15 protein-coding genes are annotated in these 25,020 nt (G+C 30.9%); 3 read left to right on the top strand and 12 right to left on the bottom strand.

Translation table 11 applies throughout. The annotated features are described in order from the left end of the window. Positions 1-274: 274 nt before the first annotated feature. Both BN1075_RS20975 and BN1075_RS20980 read right to left on the bottom strand, forming a co-directional pair. Positions 275-2,524 (bottom strand): glucosaminidase domain-containing protein, encoded by a 2,250-nt coding sequence (locus BN1075_RS20975; RefSeq protein WP_052406644.1) that lies wholly within the window; start codon positions 2,522-2,524, stop codon positions 275-277. A gap of 164 nt (positions 2,525-2,688) precedes the next feature. Next, positions 2,689-3,852, bottom strand: a complete 1,164-nt coding sequence (locus BN1075_RS20980; protein ID WP_052406645.1) for an N-acetylmuramoyl-L-alanine amidase — start codon at positions 3,850-3,852, stop codon at positions 2,689-2,691. Between the two features lie 300 nt (positions 3,853-4,152). Here BN1075_RS20980 and BN1075_RS19145 point away from each other — a divergent pair, with 300 nt between their 5' ends. Next, entirely contained in the window at positions 4,153-5,097 is a 945-nt protein-coding gene (locus BN1075_RS19145; protein ID WP_040194922.1) for an LCP family protein, read from the top strand. A 78-nt stretch (positions 5,098-5,175) separates the two neighbouring features. Here BN1075_RS19145 and BN1075_RS19150 read toward each other — a convergent pair whose 3' ends face one another. The 5 genes from BN1075_RS19150 to BN1075_RS19170 form a co-directional block, all read right to left on the bottom strand. Next, positions 5,176-8,172 (bottom strand): sulfatase-like hydrolase/transferase, encoded by a 2,997-nt coding sequence (locus BN1075_RS19150; RefSeq protein WP_040194923.1) that lies wholly within the window; start codon positions 8,170-8,172, stop codon positions 5,176-5,178. Positions 8,173-8,479: 307 nt separating this feature from the next. Next, positions 8,480-9,364, bottom strand: a complete 885-nt coding sequence (locus BN1075_RS19155; protein WP_235777836.1) for an amidohydrolase family protein — start codon at positions 9,362-9,364, stop codon at positions 8,480-8,482. Between the two features lie 419 nt (positions 9,365-9,783). Then, positions 9,784-11,154, bottom strand: coding sequence for an MFS transporter (locus BN1075_RS19160; protein ID WP_040194924.1), 1,371 nt, complete (start codon positions 11,152-11,154; stop codon positions 9,784-9,786). A gap of 377 nt (positions 11,155-11,531) precedes the next feature. After that, positions 11,532-12,701 carry an N-acetylglucosamine-6-phosphate deacetylase gene (locus BN1075_RS19165; protein WP_052406646.1) on the bottom strand — a complete coding sequence of 390 codons (1,170 nt, stop codon included), beginning with the start codon at positions 12,699-12,701 and terminating at the stop codon, positions 11,532-11,534. Between the two features lie 137 nt (positions 12,702-12,838). Further along, positions 12,839-13,708 (bottom strand): aldose epimerase family protein, encoded by an 870-nt coding sequence (locus BN1075_RS19170; protein ID WP_040194925.1) that lies wholly within the window; start codon positions 13,706-13,708, stop codon positions 12,839-12,841. A gap of 396 nt (positions 13,709-14,104) precedes the next feature. Here BN1075_RS19170 and BN1075_RS19175 point away from each other — a divergent pair, with 396 nt between their 5' ends. Further along, entirely contained in the window at positions 14,105-14,986 is an 882-nt protein-coding gene (locus tag BN1075_RS19175; protein WP_040194926.1) for a helix-turn-helix domain-containing protein, read from the top strand. Positions 14,987-15,132: 146 nt separating this feature from the next. Here BN1075_RS19175 and BN1075_RS19180 read toward each other — a convergent pair whose 3' ends face one another. The 5 genes from BN1075_RS19180 to BN1075_RS19200 form a co-directional block, all read right to left on the bottom strand. After that, positions 15,133-16,095 carry a sensor histidine kinase gene (locus BN1075_RS19180; RefSeq protein ID WP_052406647.1) on the bottom strand — a complete coding sequence of 321 codons (963 nt, stop codon included), beginning with the start codon at positions 16,093-16,095 and terminating at the stop codon, positions 15,133-15,135. 245 nt (positions 16,096-16,340) lie between these two features. After that, the gene (locus BN1075_RS19185) at positions 16,341-17,135 is read right to left on the bottom strand and encodes a response regulator (RefSeq protein WP_040194927.1); all 795 of its coding nucleotides are present in this window, start codon (positions 17,133-17,135) and stop codon (positions 16,341-16,343) included. Between the two features lie 10 nt (positions 17,136-17,145). Beyond that, positions 17,146-18,672 carry a sensor histidine kinase gene (locus BN1075_RS19190; RefSeq protein ID WP_040194928.1) on the bottom strand — a complete coding sequence of 509 codons (1,527 nt, stop codon included), beginning with the start codon at positions 18,670-18,672 and terminating at the stop codon, positions 17,146-17,148. Positions 18,673-19,203: 531 nt separating this feature from the next. Beyond that, positions 19,204-20,181 carry a choline/ethanolamine kinase family protein gene (locus BN1075_RS19195; RefSeq protein WP_052406648.1) on the bottom strand — a complete coding sequence of 326 codons (978 nt, stop codon included), beginning with the start codon at positions 20,179-20,181 and terminating at the stop codon, positions 19,204-19,206. An 84-nt stretch (positions 20,182-20,265) separates the two neighbouring features. Beyond that, positions 20,266-22,077 (bottom strand): aminotransferase class I/II-fold pyridoxal phosphate-dependent enzyme, encoded by a 1,812-nt coding sequence (locus BN1075_RS19200; protein ID WP_040194929.1) that lies wholly within the window; start codon positions 22,075-22,077, stop codon positions 20,266-20,268. Positions 22,078-22,727: 650 nt separating this feature from the next. Between BN1075_RS19200 and BN1075_RS20985 the strand changes: the two genes are divergently transcribed. Then, the gene (locus tag BN1075_RS20985; protein WP_052406649.1) at positions 22,728-24,932 is read left to right on the top strand and encodes an EAL domain-containing protein; all 2,205 of its coding nucleotides are present in this window, start codon (positions 22,728-22,730) and stop codon (positions 24,930-24,932) included. Positions 24,933-25,020 lie beyond the last annotated feature (88 nt).

The raw sequence follows: 25,020 nt of genomic DNA on the forward strand, positions 1-25,020 counted from the left end.
ACTCCACTAAAAAATCAAGGTAGAGTCTCCTTATAAAATCCATTTACATCTACTTATATAAACAATTAATTCATGAGCAGAATAACTCATGATACTTCCACTAATATTATATGACAAAAACACCTTTGAATCCATGTAGAATTTTGGTAAACCATACCAACATACTTCAAATATTCAAACATTATGTCGTGAAATACAATTATACAATAAAAAAAACTATGGTTCAATGTTAATTAAACCATAGCTTTCAGATTTATATTATATTTATCAGTTACTATTTCAGTTTCTTAGATATATTCACTAGATCAAACACATCTATAATTCCATCCTCATTTACATCCTTATACCCTTTATAGCCATTATTCCCCTTTTGAAGATTATACGAAGCTGCTGCATCATTTAAATCTGCATCCTCAACTACTCCATTTTTAGAAATGTCAGCTCTATCATAACCGGGAATGAAACAATTTTTAGGAGTATTTATAAATTGAAGAGCTCCTGTATTTACATATCCATTATCATTCCAATTATAATTTCCATGATACTTATTAGCACTTCCACCATTTCCTATAGCTGTGTCTCTTTCGGCAAAAATTTGATAAGTTCCAGATGATGTGCCTTCAGTAAACTTTAAAGCCACTATATTTTCTTTAAAGCCACCTTTTCCTGTAGTTATCACTGATGGTGCAATATTATAAAGTAAAGTTCCACTAGAATTTCTTACCTCACTAGTTCCTGTAAACTTGGCTAGTTGATAACCATTATAATCCCTTAAATTGTTAATATTTCCTCCTGAAATAATTAAATCAACAGTGAATGCATGTCTTGCAGCCTTTTCACCCCAGAATGGATCAGAGGCATATTTAACATTAGCTCCATAAGCTTTATTTCCAACGTATCCACCATAATATCTCCAGTCTGCTGGATCTGCATATCCACGTGAAATATAATTCTTTGCAAATTCAATAACACTTTCACCTGGATGAGAGAAGGTTGTAGCTTGTCCACTCGGATCTGAATCTACTGCATTTAACCCAAACAAATTATTTTTACTTTGACTTATATAAGATTCTCCCCAAGCTGATTCATTGATTGCAACTCCAAGTGTTACAAGTGGATTAACACCATATTGTTCTTGTGCTTGTATAAGATATGAACCAAGACCTCTAAGCTTGCTTGTAGATTTTGTATTTTCATTTATAAACTTATCCAATTCTTCTGCCGTATAATTACTTCTCGTTCTGAAAGGAATATACTGATAGTAATTATAATGTGGATTATTGGGATTAACCGCATTTCTTGTACTATTTTCCTTTAAGTCATTGACTAATTTATTCAACCCTTCTAAAACTGTACTTCCTTGATAAAAATAATTTCCATCATAACTAAAGTATTTAGTATTCGGACTTAAATAACTAGGTGCTACACCAAGCCTTAAGCGATTCCCTGCAGTATCATTTACCCCAACTGGTGACCCAATCATATTAGTTGTAATATAATGATATAACATTCCATTTTGTACATAATAAAAACTAGGATTTGTAACTTGATTTATTGGCATAACAACCATTTCATAATTTCCAGTGGATACATCTCTATTTATCCATCCGTCATATCCATTAACTTTAACCTTAGCACTTTTACCATTGTCTTCAATTATCGGAAGATCATCAACATAATCCATGCTAATATATGTATATGCATTACGCATACTTGAATCAGTGTATACATTTGTAACACTTACTGCTGTTCCTTGTGCTACTCCACCTCTGTGCTGAAGCATTCTTCCCATAGAATTGGTTGAATAAGCAACTTGTCCATCATCACTTATTGCAACTGGAATAACAGAATAATTATCATACTCATCCCGTAACTGCTCTACTTCATTCATTGCTTCTTCCATAGTATCGCAATTATCTAAATATGTATAACTGCCATCCTCATATGCTAAAGCAATTTCAAAAGCTGCATCCGTCATTGGAACTAAAACTTCATAGTCTAGAATTGCTTGACGCTTTTCAGAAACTTCTTGAGATAAATTACCATTTCTTTTCCTAAATGAAAAAGATCTTAGCATAGTATCACCGATCTTAACTTTACTGTAGACGGCACCCTTCTTTATACCATAAGCATTTACTTCTACTTTCTCTTCAGGCTGTACCTTAGTATCAGTATTATTTTCTTCTAGTTGAGACTCTGTAGTAATCTCCTCCGGTTGGGTTTCTAGATTTTCTTTACTTTCTTCCGAAGAGGCTTGTCCATTATTACCTTCAGTAGTTACCTCATTCTTATCCTGGTTTACATCTGGAATCACTTCATTGCTTTGATCCTTTTCCTCGTAGATATCACCATTTTGATTATTTGAATCATCAACTACATCTTCCTTAGATGAGTTAATGTTAACCTCTTGCTGAACATTATTTCTAACACTACTTTCTTCTATTGCATCTCCATGTACCACTAAATTGGGATATGATATTGTTGCTATCAACAGAATTGCTATAAGTTTTTTTATATTCTTCATACTTCTTCCATAGTCCCCCCTTAAAATTTACTATTTTACACCAAATTATAACATATAAAGCTATTTTTTTAAAGAAAAAAACGTTTGTAAAACATCTATATAGTAATTTTGTGCAAAAACAAAGTTCTTTGACATAAACATACTTTATATCAAAGAACTTTTCACTAAAATCCTATTATGGAATCTACAATAGCTTTTGCTGCCTTTGTCTGGAATTCATCTGTTTTAAGTAATGCCTCTTCTTTTGGATTGCTTATAAATGCTAATTCCGTTAATACTGCAGGCATATTTGTATTTCTTAACACATAAAAATCTGATGTCTTATGACCTCTATTACGAAGCCCCAATGCTGCAATAAGCTTACTTTGCATTACCTTGGCAACTTGTCCACCTTCATCGTTTGGTAAATAGCTGAAGGTTTCAGTTCCATTTGCAGACGGATCACTGAAACTATTATTATGTATACTAATAAATAAATCTGCATCATTATTATTGGCAATATCACATCTTTCTTGAAGTGATAAATATACATCTGTTGTTCTTGTCAAAATCACTGTATAACCATAACTTTCAAGTAAATCACGAACCTTAAACGCCACACTTAGTACAACATCCTTTTCTTGAAGCCCATTTGGACCTATTGCCCCTGGATCTTTTCCTCCATGACCAGGATCAATTACAATCTTCGCTCTTGTCCCTATTTTATTCGCAACTCTAACCATATCATAAATATCAATAATACCATCACCATTTAAATCTTTTGTTGCCACATATCCGCTTTGCCCCTTTTGAGTATTATATCCATCAGAAACAAATGCCAAATCCATCTGATCAATAATACCATCACGATTAAAGTCTACTACACCGCTAAAAGACCAATTACTAATAGGATTATCTAATAATTTTCCCTCTAAAATCCCAACTTCATTTTCTAATTCGAGTTGTGAGGAATTATCCTTGTTTTTTTCTAGTTCTCCATTCCCCTTAGAATTCTCCGTATCTTCTATCTCTTTATCGCTTGTTTCTACATTCGCATTGTCTTCTTCAGGAATAACCTCTTCGCCTATTTCACCAGTTACACCAGCTTCTGGAGATATATTTTCTTTTTCTTCTTGAGAATCATTTTGTGATGTTCCACCTCCTATTTCGCCTTTTTCTTCACCTTTAATATTATCTGTTTTATCACCATCATTCCCTTGGCCTTCAGCAACCGACTCTTTTAATGGGGAATATGCAAAAACTGCATTAACTTCATTAACTGGTAAAATAACATTGAATATAATTGCTAAAAATAACATCCAAGAAATTACACTGCTTCGTTTTCTCATACAACCTCCAAATTAATATAGTTTATTTAACTCATTATTTAAAAATCAATTTAAATTATATCACATTTACAAGTTTTTTACCTATTTTCAATTAAATATGCATAATTTTTTATAAATTCAACATTATAATTATGGATTTATATTTAATTGTAATATAATTGTCATACTCTGATGAAAAAACATAGTATAATATAATTATAAAACTTTACTTTTATCTCTAAATGTAAAATTAAACTTTTATGTAATAATTTGTGAATAAACTAGTATTCGCATTAAAATTTAATGGGGGAAGTGTTTTAAATGGGTAAACATGAAAAAAGAGGAAAAAAGAAAAAAAGAATATGGCCAAAAGTACTTATTTCAATTTTAGTAGTAATTGCCATTATTTTTTCTGGTGGATATTTTTATATTCATAACAAGCTTAGCAAGATGAATAAGGTTGAAATTGACAAAGCTGATTTAGGAATAAGTCAAGATATAAGTACTAATTATAATAATACTGACAAAATAAAGAATATAGCTCTTTTTGGAGTAGATGCACCAGATGGTGAAAATGGTCGTTCAGATTCCATAATGATTGCAACTATTGACCCTGTCCACAAAAAGCTTAAATTAACATCTATAATGAGAGATTCTTATGTTAATATTCCTGACCGTGGTCTAGATAAAATTAACCATGCTTATGCTTTTGGTGGTCCACAACTAGCAATAAAAACAATAAATGAAAACTTCGGGTTAAACATAGAAGACTATATGACTGTTAACTTTTCATCACTACCAATAATAATTGACGCTCTAGGTGGAGTAGACATTACTATTACTGATGAGGAGGTATCACATATTCCAGGAATAAGTTCTGCTGGTACTTATACTTTAACTGGAGATCAAGCCTTAGCTTACTCTAGAATCAGATATGCTGAAGGTGGAGATTACAAAAGAACTGAACGCCAAAGAACAGTACTAGAAGGCTTATTTGCAAAAGCCTTGTCAATGCCGGCTTCTTCTTATGTAAGTATCCTTGATACAGTGCTTCCTTATGTCCAAACAAACATGTCATCATCAACAATACTTTCAATTGGTACAAAAGCTTTAACTTCCTTCGAAGGTCAGTTGGAGCAGCAAAGATTCCCTTTAGATGGGTATTGTGAAGGTGAAATGATTGATGGAGTTTATTATTTAACCTTTGATGCAGAAACAACAAAACAACAATTTATGGATTATATTTTTAAGGATACATTAGAGTAAAATTATTTAAGGAAAATTTAAGGAAGGCTAAAAATCATATATAATATTTTTAGCCTTCCTATTTAATTTCCTTATTATTTATTTGGGAATTACATATTCCTTTGTTGCTCCAATGGATTTATTACGTCTTGTCAATTGATGAACTTTAATATTGGTTGCTTTACTGCTGCTAAGTTCTCCAATAAGCTTATTTCCATCTACATACTCTGTAGGAACAGGCTTACCATCCACATAAATACAGCTAAATTCATTAAAATTTTTCCCGATGACCTCTATACTTCCATCTGAAATAATCGCATCATCTATAGTTATTTCCTTAATTCCCATCTTCATATTTGTTCTAGTGTAAGGAGTTGTTTTGTTATATATATATTTCTTTCCATCCAACATATCATATTGAAGATACTCCATCTTCTGCTGATAATCTTCATCAGCTTTATAATTTCTGTGGAACTGATTCATTACACCACCAGGTACTCCTAACATATCAAATATTCTTGTAGTTAATTCATAAGCTTCAATGTCTCTATCATCTTTTTCAAAGCCCATATTGTCATAGATAAAGTACTGCGTTGTATACTGTTCCTCTTGTGAATACTGCTCTCCTATTGGTCCATAAGCAGGCAGATGATCTGAGTAAATAGCCAGAATAGTTGGTTCCTCAAGATTATCAATATACTCCACTAGTTCCGCTACCATTCTGTCTACCATAACTAAATCATCAACATAATCTTGAAGCTGATTAATATACATTTCATCTAAGCTTCCAGTAACAATAATTTCACTGTCTTCACTTTCATATTCAGTTTTATAAGATCCATGGGTTTGTACACCTATGGCAAATATAAAATCGCTTTTCTCTGTTGTTTCAAGGGTAGCTTTAATATTATCTAATATTAATTGATCCTCTGGATACTCAACATCCCAAAACTGTCTATTGTACATATACTCCATTGGAATATATCTTTCAAACCCTAAATGTTCATAAGCTTTATTTCTTTCATAAAAGCTTCCTTGATAATTGTGAATCAATGTTTTATCGTATATTTCACTATCTAAAACATAAGCTATAGATTCTATACATTCCTTCTTCAAATAAGTATTGTGTGGAAGCTCTCCTGAAGAAAAATAATCTAGAGACATTCCTGTTAAAACTTCAAATTCTGATCTTGCAGTTCCACCACCGTAAGAAGGTACAAAGAATTTACCACTAGTTGTTCTCTCTGATATTTCTCTAATATTCTTTAATGGATCTCCAGTTAAACTTACACCTTCAAAGGTTAATGGATCCATGATAGATTCCAACTGAATCATAATAACATTAGGATCTTCTGCTGATTTGGAAGTGGTATTCTCAAGATCATTTCCTGCTCCTTCTTCTTCACCTGTGCCTCCTAATACAAATTCACTATTTCCTGGCACTTGAATATTTTCTTTTAATGCTTCAATATTTTCAGCATTATATAATTCTGGTTTTTCTCTTTTATATCCTAAATATGAGTTGTATAAAGAGAAGTAGAAGCCGTTTTGATTATAAGAATACTTAATATCCCAAGTTACAGGATCTAGTATTCCTTCCTTCAGCACGTAATTTAAATTAACCTTTGCAAATAAAAATACTACTAAAATAACTCCAATACCAAATAAATTTATTTTAGATTTTCTTGTTACTTTATACCTTGCCAGCCTTACGTTAATAAATATAAGTATGGCTAATATTACAACTACTGCAACTATCATAGGCATTGATACATATTCACCAGCAATAGCTAGTCCATCTTGTATTGCAAAGAAATCTGAATAAGTTAATGGTGTTCCCCTAAATCCGTACATCACTGCACTTGCAGCTGAAAAACCTACTAAAACTTCACATAATAATCCTAGAACTAAGTAGTGTCTTTTAAACAATAAGCAAGGTGAAGTTCCAGCTAACACCAATAAAAAGTTTGCAATAAACTTTTTATGGTTTACAAAGTGTACAAAATCAAGGGCATATTCCATACCCTCCCTTAAAAGAGATTCAGCCATAAAAGTTATAACTAAAGATACAAAAATCCATATTAGATAATGCTTATAAGAATTAATATCTGATAACTTATTTACAATACCTCTAGCTGCCTTAATAAGTCTTTCTTGATATTTTAATATTATCCAGTCTACTAAGGCTGCAATTGCACCACCCAGTACCAGAACTGAAATTAAAACTATTCCTGAACCAAAAACAACCTTAAATCTGTTAGCACTTATATTTAATTTGTCATATAAAATATTATCTATAATAAAATTATGCGCAAAAAATATTCCAACTTTATGGTTATTAATAAAATTAACAGGTTTTCTTATTACCTTAACTCTATCTAAGGTTGTCCACTTAAAGTTAATAAGAAATAAAAATACAGCTGAACTGTATAAAATCATGGTAGGAGATACACTCCACAATTGTGTATCAATAGGAACTGCTCTTACCATAAAGGTTAGTGCTGCCGCTAATAAGCCTAAGGTATAGATATTTTTCTTTGTTTTCTTCGACTTAATCTGTGGTAATACATATCCAATAACACAAAATACTAACCAGCTAGAGAAAACACTAAAATCTATGGTCATGTCTATCCAGAACATTTCAAAATAAACATTAATTATACTACCAACAAATATGAGTCCTATTAAATACTTTAACTTCTTTTCATTTAAATTCTGAAGTAATACCTTAATAAAGGGCGCTAAAATAAACATTCCTAGAATAGTACCTGTGATTTCAACCACCTTATACTGTCCTAGAGATAAAATTTTAAGAAGCACATAGTAGATTCCAAAAGGAATTATATATCTTATAAATATATCCTTATAATATTCTTTAAAATCTCTTTCGTCATTGATAAAACTTTTCCCTATACTCATTCCTATAATTGGTATTGATAAAGCAGCTATCATTTGAATTATGCCACCAATACTCCCTGTGATTGTCCATGGGGTTCTATATGTTAGGATTTCACCAACCATACCAGAACAAATAACACATATAATATATATGCAACTAAGGTATTTTCCACTAAGTTCTTTTCCCTTGAATTCCATTCATCTATCTCCTTTTTTAGTTTTTCATGAACAACGAAAACATTTTTAAATCATTTTTAATTACAATACTATTAGTCTAAATTTCTATTTTATTTCGTGAGAATTATACCATAAAAATATACCTTAAACAATTACTTAAAATATTTTAAGATATTAATAGTTACTTATATAAAAAAGAGTTAAACTTATTTTACTAAGCTTAACTCTTTTACAAATATAATAAAATATACTTTAATACTAGGTTAAAACTTTGCTTACATTGTAAGCTATCAACCTTAAACCAACCTAAAAATAACTTTAAATATACTTATAATGATGCCTTTAACCCAAACACCCTTATAGCATTTTCTCTGCAAACTTTTCTGTAGGCTTCTTCAGAGATTTTTCCTGCTGCCACTGCTTCATCCAGCCATTTCCCTAGAGGAAAGCTCATATTAACATTAACCATATCCGTTGCAAACATAAGTCTGTCTTGATTTTTTTCAATAAATTCATAGCCAAACTCTGGATCTCTCATTAAAGCATTGCCTGCACTGTTTGCTGATAAATCTCCGTAAAGATTAGGATACTTGTCAAATAACTCTGGAGTTCTGCCGCCTGGGACAACCTTCCCTGTTGGGTATTCATTTCTTGCTTCAAAATCCGTTGAGGCATCGCCACTGATTTCATACCAGAAAGGCTGTGAATGTCCAATAAACTTTAAATTTGGATACTTCTTTAAGGCCTTTTCAAGAAGAGGAAGTCCAGGCTCATCAACTATTCCATAGTTATAATTCTCCTTTGGGCTCATGTGAAATAATATTGGCATATCTGCTTTTTCACAGGCAGCCAGTACCGCATCTATTCTAGGATCATCAATTCTTAAATTAGTCATGAATTCCCCAACACCTTTAGCTCCCTGACTTTTATACTTAAGAATTCTCTCCTCCAGTCCTTCACCATCCATAGCGTCGATATTACAAAGCCAAGCAAAGGTTTCCGGATATCTCTCAGCAATGGCTCTTACTTCGTTGTTTCCACCAAGAAGCACATCTTCCCCTTCTCCGCCGGACATAAGAAGCCCCATCTCAACATTATTGTTATCCATATATTCCTTCATTTCGCCACAGTGAGAACAATACATACCGTTAGGCAGCGCTCCCATAGGTTCTAAAACCACATGTAAGTGTATATCGATTTTTTTCAATGTCATCTTAATCACCTCATAAAAATTTCTATATAGTAAGAAGCGACGGTAATTAATTCCGCCGCTCCTTGATGCATAAATTTGTAAATTATGTAGGATTTATAAAAAACATTTGGTACTTAATACCCTATGTTCTTTTTTAAAGAAATGTTAGTGGATCACTTTTGTTCACCTTATGCTCTTTTTTAAGGAAATGTTGGTGACTTACTTTTTCTCACCTTATATTCTTTTTTAAAGAAATGTTGGTGTCTTACTTTTGCTCACCTTATGCTCTTTTTTAAAGAAATGTTGGTGACTTACTTTTGCTCACCTTATGTTCTTTTTTAAAGAAATGTTGGTGACTTATTTTTGCTCACCTTATGTTCTTTTTTAAAGAAATGTTGGTGCAACATCTCAAAGCTAAGCTCCTAACTTTAGAGTCTCCCTTAAGCATTTTTTCTTCTGTCTTTAAGTGCCTTGTATATCTCCTCAGACTTCTCTTTAGTTAAGTTAAAGATTAATCCAATTCCGATAAGCTCTAATATACAAGTTACAACTGGAACTGATGTACAAAGAGTTCTGATGTTAGCTGCAACTGCTGGAGTTTGAGCTGCTACTCCTGACACATATCCAACAGCTCCAAGCACAAAACTTGCTAATGTTGATGCTATTGTAGAACCAATCTTTCTTGAGAAAGTGTAGATAGAGTATAAAGATCCGTCGTTTCTTTCCCCAGTGATGTACTCGTGGTAATCTAGGCAGTCTGTAACTAAAGCCCAGATTAACATCATGAAAGCAGTTTGTCCTGCTGTAGCTATTGTGTTAATTATTAAGAATACAACTGCACTCTTAATTGGAACAAATAGTAATATAGTTGAAATAACTAGATTGAAACCTACTGAATATAATATTGTATTTTTCTTACCAAATTTAGCAGTTAGTTTTGGTACTAATGGGAAGGCTAAAATCATTATTGGTAAGCTTAGTAATGATACTGCTGATAATAATTGTGGTGCATGATAATACTCCTTATAAAGGTACGAACCTAACTGACCGTTACCAGTTATATATATTAATGAACCTACTGTTGCAACCATTACACCGATAAGAGGTCTGTTTTTCAATACACTTTTAAGAACTTTACCGTAATTAAATTTTTGTCCTTCAACCTTTGGTTGTCTTACTCTCTCCTCTGTGAACTTCATTAATCCACAGTAGCAAAGTACAGATAAGATACCAAATACTATAGCAACCTTAAAGAATCCAGATGGAATAACGTTTCCTGCTTTATCGAATACAAATTGTGGTACTAGTGATAAAGCTCCAATACCAACTATAGTTCCTCCGATAGAACGAGCTCTTGATAACTTTGTACGCTCGATTGGATCGTTAGTAACAACAGCAGCCATTGAACCAAATGGCATAGATGTTCCTGTGTAACTCATACCATATAGTACATAAGCAACGCATACCCAAACATGCTTCATTGTTGTGCTTAATGAACTTACATCTGCAAAGCATAAAAGGCCAGATAATGCTAATGGTATCATAAATATTTTTATGTATGGTTTGAATTTGTCCCCACTTTTACCAATTTGCCATCTATCTGGGAATGATCCCATGATTGGGTCGTTTATTGCATCCCAAAGTCTTGCACATAGGAATAAAGTTCCCATGAAGTATGTGCTGATTCCAAGCACGTATGTACAGAAAGTTAGGAAGAAAGCATCTACATATAGATTTACAAAGCTTCCAGCCATATCTCCCATAACATAACCAACCTGGTCTTTAACGCCAAATTTTCTTGTTTTTTTCATTTTTATTTTCCCCCTGTTTATTATTTACACTATGCACAAAGTAGCTTTCACATTTTTCATTACCCTTAATAATTCCGTAGCAATTCTTTCCTTACTCATTTACTTTTCATTATTAATTTTCATTTAATAAATAATAATTTACTACTCTTACATAGAGCTTTATATTAATACACATCCAGTTTTCTTAAGGTGAGTCTTGTCCCTTTCTAAAAGAAGTTTCTTCATAAGACAATTACCTCATATAATAATTGCTTCATATTATAATTGCTTCATATTATAATTGTTTCATATGCTAATTACTTCATAAGATAATTGCCCTATAAAAGAAATACTTCATATATAAGAAAGTAATATAAATAAAACTGCCAAACCTTATGTTATATTGCTTTTCTTCCCTTTAAGAAAACCTGATGAATATTGATATCTTCATCAAATGTTATTAAGTCTGCATCAGCGCCAATTACTATTTCTCCTTTAATTCCTTCATATCCAAGGTGACGAGCAGGAGTTTTAGAAGCCATTCTTACTGCAGCCCATAGTGGATGTCCACAAGTTTTATGAACCGTTCTCACTAATCTATCTCCAGTTGCAATACTTCCCATGAAGCAGTTACGAGCTGGTGGTTTACATACACCATCTTCAATTACAAGCTTCATACCCATCATTTCAAACTCTCCTTCTAATCCCATTCCAGCTAGTGGTATGGCATCAGATACCAGCATTATTTTGTCATAGCCTTTAACCTTTATAGCAAGATTAATAAGCTCCGGTGGAAGATGGCATCCATCACAAATTAATTCCACATCTAAATCATCTATAAGAAGTCCTGCTTCCACAAGTCCTCCTCTTCTAAAGCCCTTGTCTCTAGTTACAGTAGACATTACACTGTATAGGTGAATTACTGTAGAATATCCAGCCTTTGTTGCTGCCTCCACTTCATTATAAGTAGCATTTGAATGACCCATACAAGGGATTATTCCATTCCTTCTTATATATCTTCCAAAGTCTAAAGCTCCCTCCAGCTCCGGTGCAGCCATCCAACGCTTAATTGTACCTTCACTTGCTTCAACGATTGGAGCATACTTTTCTTCAGTTATTACTGGAAGCTCCGATGAACCAACAGCCATATCAGGATGTGGAATGTTATATGGTCCTTCCATGAAGTATCCTAAATGATTAGGCATGTTTTCCATGGAATCAATAGTTTTCTTAATCTTTACCAGTTCCTTCATCTCTTCAGCATTATTAACAATAGATGTTGGAGTCATTGAAGTTACGCCGTGTGCCATATGTGCCTTCATTGCATTAACGTGTTGTTCAAGATCCTGTGTCATGAACATCCCGCCTCCGCCGCCATGGCAGTGAACATCAATAAGTCCTGGTGAAAGGAATTTTCCTTCACAATCAACTACTTCTTCGGCTTTTAAATTTAAAGCTTCCTCCGCAGTACCAAGCCAAGCTATTTTTCCATCTTCAACAAGAACTGCTCCATCCTTCATAACTTTATCTGCTAAAATTACATCACAGTTTTTAAATAATTTTCTCATCTCAATTCTCCCTCCTTAAGTTACACTCCAAATCTTTGATTTGGTTAGTGGAACTTACTCCTTCGAATGTATATGAGAAGGAGCTTCCTTAATTCTTAATTCTTAATTCTTAATTCTTAATTCTTTATTTTTAATTCTTAATTCTCAATTCCAATGGTAATACTCATAGTTGATTTAAGCTCTTCTCCTGGATTTAATAAGTTTTTAGCTCCAGTATTTAATGCGTTAGGCATATCATTCCATGGTTCAATACATAGGAAGTTTTTCTCCCTTAAAGACCATAACATCATAATTCCATAATGATCATCAAATTCCACTTGAATCTGATTTCCTAACACCTTGTCCCTTGAAATAATTTTCTTCTCTGCTCCCATGAATAAGCCGTGAGATTCTGGCATTATTGGCATCTTAACTGGATTTTCAAAGGGCTCTACGGCTCCTGTCATAAAGTTTAATGCTCCCTTTGCATTAACCTGAAGCTCCACATTTTCTAATCCACTAATATTAAAGTATGGATGGAATCCAAAACCGAAAGGCATTGGAACTTGTCCTTCATTTTTATAAATTTGATTTAAAGTAAGCTTATTTCCTTGAAGTTCATAAGTAAAAGTAACTTTAAAATCAAAGGGATAATATTTTTTACTTTCTTCATTAGAAGCCAGCTCAATGGTTATACTTGTCTTTTCTTCTGATTTGAATTCCTTTACACTCCAGGCAGAAGTATGGGCAATACCGTGGATTGGCATTGGATACTCTTTTCCGGAAACAGTATACTTTTCTTCCTCAGTTCTGCCACAGCATGGAAAAAGAATTGGCATTCCACATCTTGGTCTGTCATCACCGTAAAAGTTTTCTTCATCAAAGTAAATAAACTCTTTACTATTAAGTGAAAAGGATGAAAGAATTCCGCCTCTTTCTGGAACTATTACTGCTCGTGTACCGGTGTTTAGGTCTTCCAAGACATATTCTTTAAATTTTTTAGATTTACATTCTTTTATCATGTTCATTTTTTACCTTTCCTTGATAAAACACACTTGCATTTTTTGTTAATTTGAAGTTATAATATCTTTTGTATTAAAAATCAATTAAATTTATCATTTGAAAATTTCATTAATCAAACACATTTAAAAACTTTTAAAATTCAGTTTTTTTAATAACTTCAGTGAATTCATTATAGGTTAATTAAACATCCACCTTCAATATTACTACTTGCTCTAAATCTTATGAAAATTGTTTTTCTTATATATATTGCTTAACTTTATATTAAATCGTGCTATAATTTGAATAAATATTATAAAATTTATGATATTTTCTAAGGAGTTTTTTTATTTTTCACTTAACTTTAGTACTGTAACATTATGATAAACTAAAAAAATCAAGATATTATAGGTGTGAGGTGTAATATGGACTTTAATTTTACAAATGAAGTTTTATCTAACGAAATGAATTGCTCAACTTTTGAATTGTATAATTTTAACACAAAAAACTTAACTGATATTGAAGAATCCCTTCATAATCATTATGATTTTTATATTTTTACTGAAGGTAATACTGAGTTTCTAATAAATAATGAAATTTATGAAATTACTAATAAGGATATTTTGATTATACCTCCTAATAATAAATATAAAATAAATACTGAAAAGTCTAACAGTGAGTGTACTGGCTTTGTATTAAGAATCCATAATGACTATAAAAGAAAACTTGAAGAATCAGATTCTGATTTTTTATATTCTTTTAGATGGATAGAAGAAACTTCAAATTTTAAGATTTCTCTTTCTGAAAACATAATCTTAGGTTTAGCCAGTAAGTTTTACTTCTTAATTGACGAAAACCGGAGTGATAAATTCTGCAAGGAAATCCACGGTCACGCCTTACTAATATCAATTCTTGTAAATGTGGATAGGATTGTATATAGCAAAACTAAGGAAAATATCCTAAATCCCAAACAGCAGCTAGTTGGAAACATATCAAGTTACATAAGTAACAACTTAACTAGTGATTTAACTCTAGATGAAATAGCCAGTAAGTTTTTTCTAAGCAAATATTATATTTGTCACCTTTTCAGAGATGTAATTGGCATGTCTGTACAACAGCTCATCACTCAAGAAAGGCTTCAAGCAGCTAAAACTATGATTTTGAAGGGAGAACCCATCGGAAAGGTCCATACCCTTTGTGGCTTTAAGGATTACGCTTGTTTATATAGAGCTTTCACCAAGGAATATGGAATTTCTCCACAAAAGTTTAAAAATATATATGCACATAGAAATGATATGTTTATATAATCATATTATAAAGGTTAAGCTATTCAATTTATAAATAAAAAAAACTATGGTCTAATAACTGAAGTTATGACCATAGTTCTAATTAAATTTTCATAAACTCTATATAATTTCAATTTTTTTTATTCCTCCTATATAAAATAATCATTTTAACCTTCATAATCATAGATATCTGATAATTCCATTTTTATTCTGTACTGTCTGTTATAAAGAACTTTACTAGAAATATAAGAGGATACATCATTTTCATTTTTAAAAAAAGGCAATTTTATTTTGACTTCTGTCCCTATGTTTAAAGTGCTCTTAACCTCAATTTCTCCCCCATGCATTTGCACGAGATTCTTCGTTATCTCTAACCCTAGACCACAGCCTTCAGCTGGCTTAGTCATTTGGTTTTCATTGTAGCTTAAACCATAGAAAATAGATTGAATATCTTTTTTACTAATCCCGATTCCATAATCCTTCACAGATATTATTACATGCTTTTCATTCACTGATATTTTTACATATATATCTGAATTATTACGATTAAATTTTATTGAATTTGAAATTAAATTCAATAAAATTCTATCAATAATAGCTTTATCAAAACTTAACATAATTTCCTCTTTTGAAGTATCAAAAATAATTGTCATATCTTTTGAAGATAAAAACTCATTTAAATACCTATTAATATCTTCACATAAGCTTTCTATCCATTCAACAATATTATAATTATCATATTTTAGAAAAAAATTCTTAGCATGAATTTCTGCTAAATCGATAAAATTATTAGACAGTTTTAATAAGCGAAAGGAATTCAATTTTATATTTGTAACCTCATTTTTTAAAACCATTGAAAACTCATCATTGTTAATTTTACTTAACTTATGTTCAATTAATTGAGCTGAAGCCAGTAATACATTTAATGGTGTTCTAAGTTCATGACCTAAATTGGAATAAAATCCTTCCTTTAACATTGTTAAAACTTCCTTATGCATTGTGTTATTATTAGATCCACTAAAGGTATTCCTACCTATATGTTCTCCACAATTTATACCATTAAAAAAAGTATACTCTGCCGCTGTATTTAAAAGTAATCCTAACGAATCCTTTGAATATACTTTATTCATTAAACCACCTCTTACTCACAAAAATTCATACTACAATCATTTATCCTTAAATATCAAGATCCCTTAAAATCTTCTTCTTATTTCTGGTTATTCTCTCATATCAAGGTATCTTCTTCAACTTATCAATTTTTTCTACAAAATAAATTACTATTATTGTATTTTTTTAGTAAAATTTACTTCATAAAAAAATTATAATATTTTAACCGCAACAAAACTGTGATGTTTCGATTAAAAATTATAATTTTTTACATTTTCTTAACTTTATTTAAGATATCTTCTTTAACTGCCTCTGCCCAAGAATACTCATACATATATTCGCCATTAAAGATTGACAGTTCACCCTTTAAAACACGGTAATAATCACAAGTGAAAAGCTTTGTGTTCACACGACATTTACCATAGGCTTGTTCAATTAACTCTCCCAACCCAACTTCTTTCAATTCTTTTCGAAGTCGACTTAAGTATGAGCGAACACGATTTTGAGCTTTTCCTTCATCTATATCTCCCATAAGAACATAACAAATTGTATTTACATTAACCCATTGACCTTGATTATGTACTAAATACGCCAATAACTCTTTTGCTTTTTTACTCCTAAATCCAATGGGCTTCCCATCAATAAAAACATCAAACCCCGGGAAGCATTTAATCTCAATGTGTCCTAGGGATTTCTGTTTAATTCCCTTTAGTAATTTATACTTTTCAATAACCTGTGCAATATCTTCCTTATTAAAAGGCTTTAGAATATATCCTATGGCCATAGTCTTCCAAGCATTAATTGCATAACTTGCATATCCCGTTACAAATACTGTCATAGGAGGATCTTCTAATTTATCAAATTCAGAAATAAGTTCCATTCCATTAATCTCCGGCATTTCAATATCCAAAAATATTAAATCCACTGAATTTTCTTTTATATACTCAAAAGCACTAATTGGATCTGAAAATGTTCTTATAGACTCAATTTCATCATGCTCTTTTAATATTCTAGCAAGCATATTTCTTGCATAAAGCATATCATCAATAATGATAACTTTCATCACTATCTCCTCATTTCCATTTTGGTATTTTAATTGTCACCCTTGTACCAACTCCAATTTCACTTTCAAAACTCACCTTCGCAGCACATAATTTTTCTAATCTATATACTATATTTCTTGTTGAGCTAAATACACATGGAAGCTCATTTAATTTATTTATATCAAACCCAACACCATTATCCTCGATTAATATAAATATATTTTCATCTTCACAAAAGGTTGAAAGTTTAATTATACCACTACCAGATCTCTTTCTCACACCATGTCGAAACGCATTTTCTATTAAGGGTTGTATTGTAAGTGGTGGAATTTTAATATCATCAAATTTTATATCCTCAACATACTCAATTTCTTCTCCAAAACATATCCTTTGAATTTTCATATAGGTTAATATATAATCTCTCTCATAACTAAAGGATATTGTTCCTGATTGTTCTAAAAGATTCATATTGCTTCTTAAGTAAGAGTAAAATAATCCTATTGTATCTGCTGCAAGTTCTGGTTCAGTGTAGCATAAATCCTGAATAGCAATTAAAACATTACTAAAAAAATGTGATTCCATCTGACGACTCATAAACTTCATTCTAAATTCTTCTAGCTGTGTTTTTATTATTTTTTCTTCTCTTAACTCCTCAGAATGCTTAACTACCTCTACAGTCAATTGAGAAAACAGGAAGCATAGTCCACCACTTCTAATATACATTCCAAGAAAATAAAACTCATGATTTGTATACATTATCAGTTCTTTCACTATACAAAAAATGAGTATAGAAAATCCACATCCATAAATAACTCTATAGATTAACGCCAATTTCTCTTTGAAAAATATAATATAGACTATATAGATTGTTGTTATTATCATTAAATATATAATTAATGGAATTAATTGAATAAAATCTGTTATTCCCAACAACTGAAGAATGAAACTTAGAATAAAGCTTATTAAATAAATTGTCATTTGTAATTTATAAGCAACACTTTCCCTAATATTATATTTTTCTTTAACGAATAACAGAAAAATCATTGGCATTATCATTAGCGAAAAAACTTTAATATATTCTCGACTATTCAGAGAATATACTGACCAAAATATTGCTCCAGCATCTATTGCTGACAAAAGCCCAAAGGCAATAAAAAAGAAACCTAAGTACATAAAAGATTTATCCCAATGTTTATTTGTTATAAACTTTATTATCAATATATATATGCCTGATAAAATAGCAATAAAGCTAATAATCAGCTTCACTATTATTCCTTTAAATAAATCTAATAAAATTACTTCAACAGTTCCGTACCACATTGAATTTTTCTGACCAATATCCCCTTTATACGGAGATGTGAATTCTAACCTAATGATAGCATCCCCCTCTATCTCCTCTAATGAAATAAAATGCCACTTACTAGGGATATATTTATCCCATCTTTGCTTCTGAGGTGGAAGGTACTCATACACCAACTTATCATTTATAAATATCCTTAAATCCTGCTCTATTGTCCTCAGACAAATAATCTCACCTCTATTTAAAGTTCTATTCATCTCGCAATGCCACCCAATATGTAAAACTAAACATACACCAGCAGCCATCATCGCAAATAAAATAAAAATGTAAACTTTATTATTAAAATCCTTACTCAATTTTGTATTTAAAATTTAAATCCTACTCCTTTACCCCATGATATATTTTCTATAAAATGTTCTTTTTCGCCTTGACACTCCTTCGTTATTAATCTTATAATATATTAAGATTTTCTTCTACATTTCTGTAAATTTTGTAACAAATAGCTTTATATTATAAAAATTTACATAAAGGATAGTTTTATTAAAACATAAGGTATTGGATTTTTAATGGAATCTAATATTCTTTTAAAACATCTTCACAAAAATTATAAGTCTTTAACCGCAACAACTCTGTGATGTTTTTTTATAAATACTTTAATTTTTTATATTTTTATAAAAATTTTGTATTTTTTGATTAATATAAAAACAACATAGCTACCATTAAATTCCGGATCAGCTATGTTGCAAATTCACTTACTATATTTTTATTCACACTGTAATTACATAAATCTATTTTTCTTTTAACATCTTCTGCACTCTCTCAAATTTAAATTTTGAATACTCAATAAGATAATCATCACCTCTAGCTGCCTTTGCAGCTGCCCAAGTACACCAGAACATATCTTGTACAATTTTATAAATTGATATCTTTTCACATATTGCTTTTTCTTCCTCAATATTAATTCCTTTAAAGTAGCTTTTTAAAAGCTCCTCTTCCTCAACCTTAGTAAAATTACATTCTAAGCATACAGCTGCTAAATCCCAAACTGCATCATAATTTCCGCTGTACTCCCAATCTATAACATAAATTCTATCTTGCCCAACCTTTATGAAATTCTCTGGAAGTGGATCAATGTGACAAGGTACTTTATGAATCCCAAGCCTTTTTAATTTGGTCTCCAATGCCATGCACTGAGCTTTAACCTTTTTATATTCCTGAGATACTTCTCCTATTACTTCTTCTAAGGCTCTTTCATAAAAATTTATGCTTTTAAATGGGTTGAAGTCACTTTTAAAAACCTTACGGCTGCAATGAAGAGTTCTTAGCCCTTCCGCCATTAACCTTATATTATCTATTTCTTTGCCTGAACCTTTATTCAAAGTTTCTGCACCTTTAATATACCTGCAAATTTTGAATCCAGTTTTAGAGTCAAAATACATAGTTTCACTATCAAGGCCAAGGTCATATGCAATTTGTGCATTGTACTTTTCATTATTTCTGTCAATGAATTCATCTGTACCCTTGCCAGGAAATCTCACAACAAAGTCTTCATTATGAACTGTTACCTTAAAGCTTTTATTTGTACGTCCACCAAGACGCTCAATGTTACAAATATATTTTTCATCAGCCTTAAGCAGTTTTGAAACCCAGCTTTTAACCTTCATTTCCTGTGTTTCATGAGTTTCATCATCCTTAAAAATATTGACCAATGTCTGCTTATCCCCTTGTTTATAATAGCTTTTATCCATAGTTTCTAAAGTTTTCATATGTTCCGTCCCCCATTTATACTTTCTCATAAGCTGGACCTATCGAATCCAAAATTTGGACCCGAGAGGTCTAGATTATGAGATTTATTCATATGCTTTTAATACATTCAATAAGTAATTATTATCCTCTTCATCACGAACTGCCAGCCTGATAAATTCTTTTCCTTCAAAGGTGTTTTTTTCACCTAAATCCTTAATAAGCACGTTGTCTTTTTCCAAAAGTTCAATTGCCATTTCCTTAGACTTAAAGCCATCCTTTAATTCGCAAAGAACATAATTTGCCTGAGATGGATAAACCTTTAAAAAACTAATGTTTTTTAACTCTTCAATAAATCGGTTTCTTTCTGCTGCAATTAAATTGCAAGCAGCCTTATAATCTTTCTCGTATAAGGTTATTATTTGAAGGAAGTACTCTCCAAAGGAGTTAATGTTCCATACTGCCATGGCAGCCTTTAACCTTTGAAGTAGCTCCTTATCTGAGGAAGCAATTACTCCTAGACGTAATCCTGGAACTCCATAGGACTTACTGATACTTTTTATGACCATCAAGTTTTTGTATTTATTTAAGATTTTAGAATCTATAAGAGTATATCTCACCTCTTCATTTGCAAAATCAATGAAAGATTCATCGATAATTATCTTTGTGCCTCTTGCCTCACAAGCTTCAATGATTTCTATTAAATCCTCATACTTAATAAAGCTTCCACTTGGATTATCTGGGTTAACAATAACAAGATTATCTACTCTTTTACTAAGTTCAATTAAAGCTGCCTTACTTAATCGATAATCGTTTTTTGAAGAATCAATAGTTTCCAAAGTACAATTTCTAAAGCATCTTACATATTCATTAAAGGTTGGAATTGTTACTCCAACACTTCCCTGAAGAATAGTATCAAGTCCATTGATAATTTCAGCTGCTCCATTTCCAACTAAAATTTCACTTTCATCCACCCCAAACATTCTTCCAGCATTAATGCTTTGAACATACATCCCTGATGGATACTGTGTTAAAAGCTCCAAGTAATTATCCTTCATCTGACTCACCATTCTCTTAGGTGGGAAATATGGATTAACAAGATAACAGTAATCCTTAACCCCTTCAAATCTCCAATAACCACCAAATCTCTTTTGGAATAACTTCAGTTTTTCCTCACCTTTAGAAAACAGTGTATTTGCAATATCAAGATCCTGTGCATCATCAATTTCATACCATTTCTCGTTGGATAGCTTGTATGCTTTTAAACAAGAGCAAGATAAATGAGAAATAGCCTTTAAAACTAACTCATAATATTCATTAGTACCATAAGACTTAATATACGCTTCTAAAAACGGTACATAGGTCTTTTGTGAAAACTCCTTACTAAATTTGTATATATTAACGGTTTTATAGTACTCTCCCTTACGTTTAAACTTAAAATCCTTCTTCTCAACGAACTCCTTAATATAATCCTCCTCCGTAAGAAGAGTAACCGTACCATCCATCCAAGGTTCATATTTCGCAACAGTAACCACATTCTCACTTGGATACTGAACAACATTCTTTACAATATTCTTATCAAAAATCAAATCTGACTCTAATAAAATTGTGTCATCTTGCTCTAAATACTCCTTAGCCATGTAAAGTGAATATATGTTATTGCTTTTATCGTAATTACTATTATGAACAAAAACAAATTCAATTGAAGAGTCTTTAAATTTTTCTTCAATATAGCTTCGAAGCTCTTCTCCTGCATGTCCAGTAACAATAATAAACCTTTCTATTCCTGCCTGCTCTACTGCCTCAATAACTCTATCAACTAACTTTTCACCTGCAACCTCAACCATACACTTTGCACTACCTTTAGTGTATTTTCCTAATCTTTTTCCCATTCCAGCTGCTAACATTAATGCTTGCATAATATACCCTCCATAAAAGTTCAAATTATATTTCTTTAAACCATATTATTAACTTTCCTCAACCATGGTTTAAATATTATATAGTTTTAAAATATTTTTATTTTCTCTCTTCAATGTTCATTATTTGAACATTAATTTGTAAAATTTTTAGTATCAACAAAGGATACTAACTAAAAAACCTATATCGTTCAATAAATGAACATATCATTGTAAATTTTTTAGTATCCAATAAAAGAATACTAATTACCAAAACACTTTGTTCATTTTTTGAACATAATTCTTTAAAATTTTTAGTGTTCAAACTTTGAACGCTAAATTAATATTAATTTTATATCATTTTTCTCACTTTTACAATAGGAAAATACAAATTAATATTTATTTAATAAATAAAAATATATAATTAAAAACTAAATATACCCTTGTCTGGTTGACATGAGTGTGTTGAAAATCCAATTACATTTATATTTTCATTTCTATCAATTAAGTTTATTTTTAATAAAACCAATACCCATTAGTATAATATATATTCAAAATTTATATATGGTTGTTGAAAAAAGCAAACTATTTAGTTATAATATGAAATTGGTTTAAAATTACGTATTCTTTAATTTTTTGTTACTAAACTTTGTAAAAATTTTCGTGGAGGCTTTATGACAAAGAAAAAAATAATTCTATGGGCTGCCATAATAATTTCAATTCTTTCCTTTATAGAATTAAGAAATTACTATTTTGAAAAACAATTAAAGGAAATACGAGAAATTCATGCAGCTTATAAAAATACTTCTCCTGACACCATGTTGAATTGTTTAGATGATAAATTAAAATACAGCCATTCTAGACACCTTAAATCTATTGTTGAAGGATATATGTATCTTATTGATGGTGATACTGAAGAGGCTGATAAACAATTTAACACTGCAACAAACTTTAAGAACTATATGCCTCGGGAAATGCAGCTACAAAAATATGATTTGATAATTGATACATTAATTCATGATAAGAATTATGAGCAAGCAGTTAAGTACATAGGTAAAGCATTCAAGTATATGAATATTTACGATTTTAATAACAGATCAACTCTTGTTTGGGATATTATTTCAAAGCTTAGTGCAGTTCCTGATGGGACCCCCATCCTTAGAGAATACATGAATGAAATTTTAGAAACAAAACGACTTGATATTAATTCAAAGGTATTCTTTCTAAGAAAAATGGAAGTGCTTTGCATCCTAGAAATAGATTACATTCAAGCCATAGAATATATTGTTAACATCTTAAATGCACAAAATTTTGTTGATGAAGCTTATTATAAAGGAAAGGTAATGGTTGATTTATCCATTATAGTACACAACTTAGGCAGCAGTGAATTAAGTATACAGATTCTTAATGAAATAAACACTGAAAAAATTCCTGACCCTTTAAAACAGGCAGATCTTGAAATATATAAATTGATTAATCTTACACAAAACAAACAAAAACTAGGAAGAAGTGAAGAGGCTCTGGCAGATTTACAAAAGGTTGTATCCCATACCTCCAAACTGCCTTCTTCCAATCTCAAAGAAATGGAATTCCTTATAAGCGTAAAGGAAGCTGAAATATATATTGCAACAGGCAATTATGATAAAGGTCGAGAAATTTTATCAACTCTCCACACTGAGAATTCAATGGATAATATTTATTCCTATAGCACCTCGTATGCTGATTATCTTCTGGCTTTCGGAGACTTATTTATTGCTTCTGGAAACTATGAGAATGCCCGTGCAATATATGATTACATTATTGACAATGATATAATCGGAATTGATTACATAGATTGGACAAACGTTTTAACAAATCTTGCTCTTATCGAAGAAAATCTTGGAAATTATCAAGAGAGCGAAAAACTAAAAGCGAAATTGAAAGAAGTTGAATCTACTTGGGAAAGCTTTAAGGTGAAAATGTTATATCAATATGTTAATAGTTCAGAAGACGCAAAGATAATACGTGCTTCAAATGCAAAAATGAAAGTTATCAATAGTATTTATTTCTTCGCCTTAATTATTGCATTTTTAATTATTTTAAAAACTTTAATTCTCCCAAAGTATAAAATTAAAAGAAAAAGAAAAATTGTAACCAAAAACATGGAAAAGAATAATTATTTCTTGGTTTATCAACCAATAATAAATCCAAAGACCAAAGAAATTTCTGGTGTTGAAACACTTTTAAGACTTAAGGATAAAGACAGCATATTAACCCCAAATATTTTCATGAAGGATATTGAAACTGCTGAACTAATAGATAAAATAGTCCTATGGCAGCTAAAAGAAATTAAAAAGAATTATACTGAAATCCAACTTCTTCAAAACAAAACTAACACCTTCTACATTTCAATAAATCTTTCTTTAAATGAAATAAAAAATAGGGCTTTTATTGAATCTCTTAAAGAAGAAGGCGCTGACTTAATAAGTCAAGGTGCTTCAATCTGTTTAGAGATAACTGAAAATGTAGGTCTTGTTGAAGAAGATTTAATTAGACTTCATATTAAAGATCTTATAAAGGCGGGTTATAAAATTGCCATTGATGACTTCGGAATAGAATATTCAAATATATCACTGCTGGATCAGTTTGATTTTCACACCCTTAAGCTAGATAAATATTTTATCGATAACTTAAAGGATTCTGTAGTGGTTCAAAATCTCTTTAAAGTGGTTAACGAAATTTCAAAAGACTTGAACATAAGTATAGTAGTCGAAGGTGTTGAAAAACAATGGCAGTTAGACATTCTAATGCTTTATGAATCTTGTAATTTTTCCATTCAAGGCTACTATTACAGTAAGCCCTTAGAAATTCATAACCTTAAAAATTTCAAAGTTAAATAAATCACTTTTACTATATGCCCAAACCTCTGATAAGAAGGACAGGGCATATAGTTTTTTTGATTAATACTGATAGGTAAAGTAACATCTT

This window comes from Clostridium culturomicium, from assembly GCF_000821305.1.
GTDB lineage: Bacteria > Bacillota > Clostridia > Clostridiales > Clostridiaceae > Clostridium_J > Clostridium_J culturomicium.

What these genes read in the sequence shown, in the direction of transcription:
- BN1075_RS19195 (WP_052406648.1), bottom strand. Translation starts at nt 20,181, where the DNA reads ATGAAAACTTTAGAAACTATGGATAAAAGCTATTATAAACAAGGGGAT.
- BN1075_RS19170 (WP_040194925.1), bottom strand. Translation starts at nt 13,708, where the DNA reads ATGAACATGATAAAAGAATGTAAATCTAAAAAATTTAAAGAATATGTC.
- BN1075_RS19185 (WP_040194927.1), bottom strand. Translation starts at nt 17,135, where the DNA reads ATGAAAGTTATCATTATTGATGATATGCTTTATGCAAGAAATATGCTT.
- BN1075_RS19160 (WP_040194924.1), bottom strand. Translation starts at nt 11,154, where the DNA reads ATGAAAAAAACAAGAAAATTTGGCGTTAAAGACCAGGTTGGTTATGTT.
- BN1075_RS19200 (WP_040194929.1), bottom strand. Translation starts at nt 22,077, where the DNA reads ATGCAAGCATTAATGTTAGCAGCTGGAATGGGAAAAAGATTAGGAAAA.
- BN1075_RS19190 (WP_040194928.1), bottom strand. Translation starts at nt 18,672, where the DNA reads ATGAATAGAACTTTAAATAGAGGTGAGATTATTTGTCTGAGGACAATA.
- BN1075_RS19150 (WP_040194923.1), bottom strand. Translation starts at nt 8,172, where the DNA reads ATGGAATTCAAGGGAAAAGAACTTAGTGGAAAATACCTTAGTTGCATA.
- BN1075_RS20975 (WP_052406644.1), bottom strand. Translation starts at nt 2,524, where the DNA reads ATGAAGAATATAAAAAAACTTATAGCAATTCTGTTGATAGCAACAATA.
- BN1075_RS20985 (WP_052406649.1), top strand. Translation starts at nt 22,728, where the DNA reads ATGACAAAGAAAAAAATAATTCTATGGGCTGCCATAATAATTTCAATT.
- BN1075_RS19145 (WP_040194922.1), top strand. Translation starts at nt 4,153, where the DNA reads ATGGGTAAACATGAAAAAAGAGGAAAAAAGAAAAAAAGAATATGGCCA.
- BN1075_RS19180 (WP_052406647.1), bottom strand. Translation starts at nt 16,095, where the DNA reads ATGAATAAAGTATATTCAAAGGATTCGTTAGGATTACTTTTAAATACA.
- BN1075_RS19155 (WP_235777836.1), bottom strand. Translation starts at nt 9,364, where the DNA reads ATGACATTGAAAAAAATCGATATACACTTACATGTGGTTTTAGAACCT.
- BN1075_RS20980 (WP_052406645.1), bottom strand. Translation starts at nt 3,852, where the DNA reads ATGAGAAAACGAAGCAGTGTAATTTCTTGGATGTTATTTTTAGCAATT.
- BN1075_RS19165 (WP_052406646.1), bottom strand. Translation starts at nt 12,701, where the DNA reads ATGAGAAAATTATTTAAAAACTGTGATGTAATTTTAGCAGATAAAGTT.
- BN1075_RS19175 (WP_040194926.1), top strand. Translation starts at nt 14,105, where the DNA reads ATGGACTTTAATTTTACAAATGAAGTTTTATCTAACGAAATGAATTGC.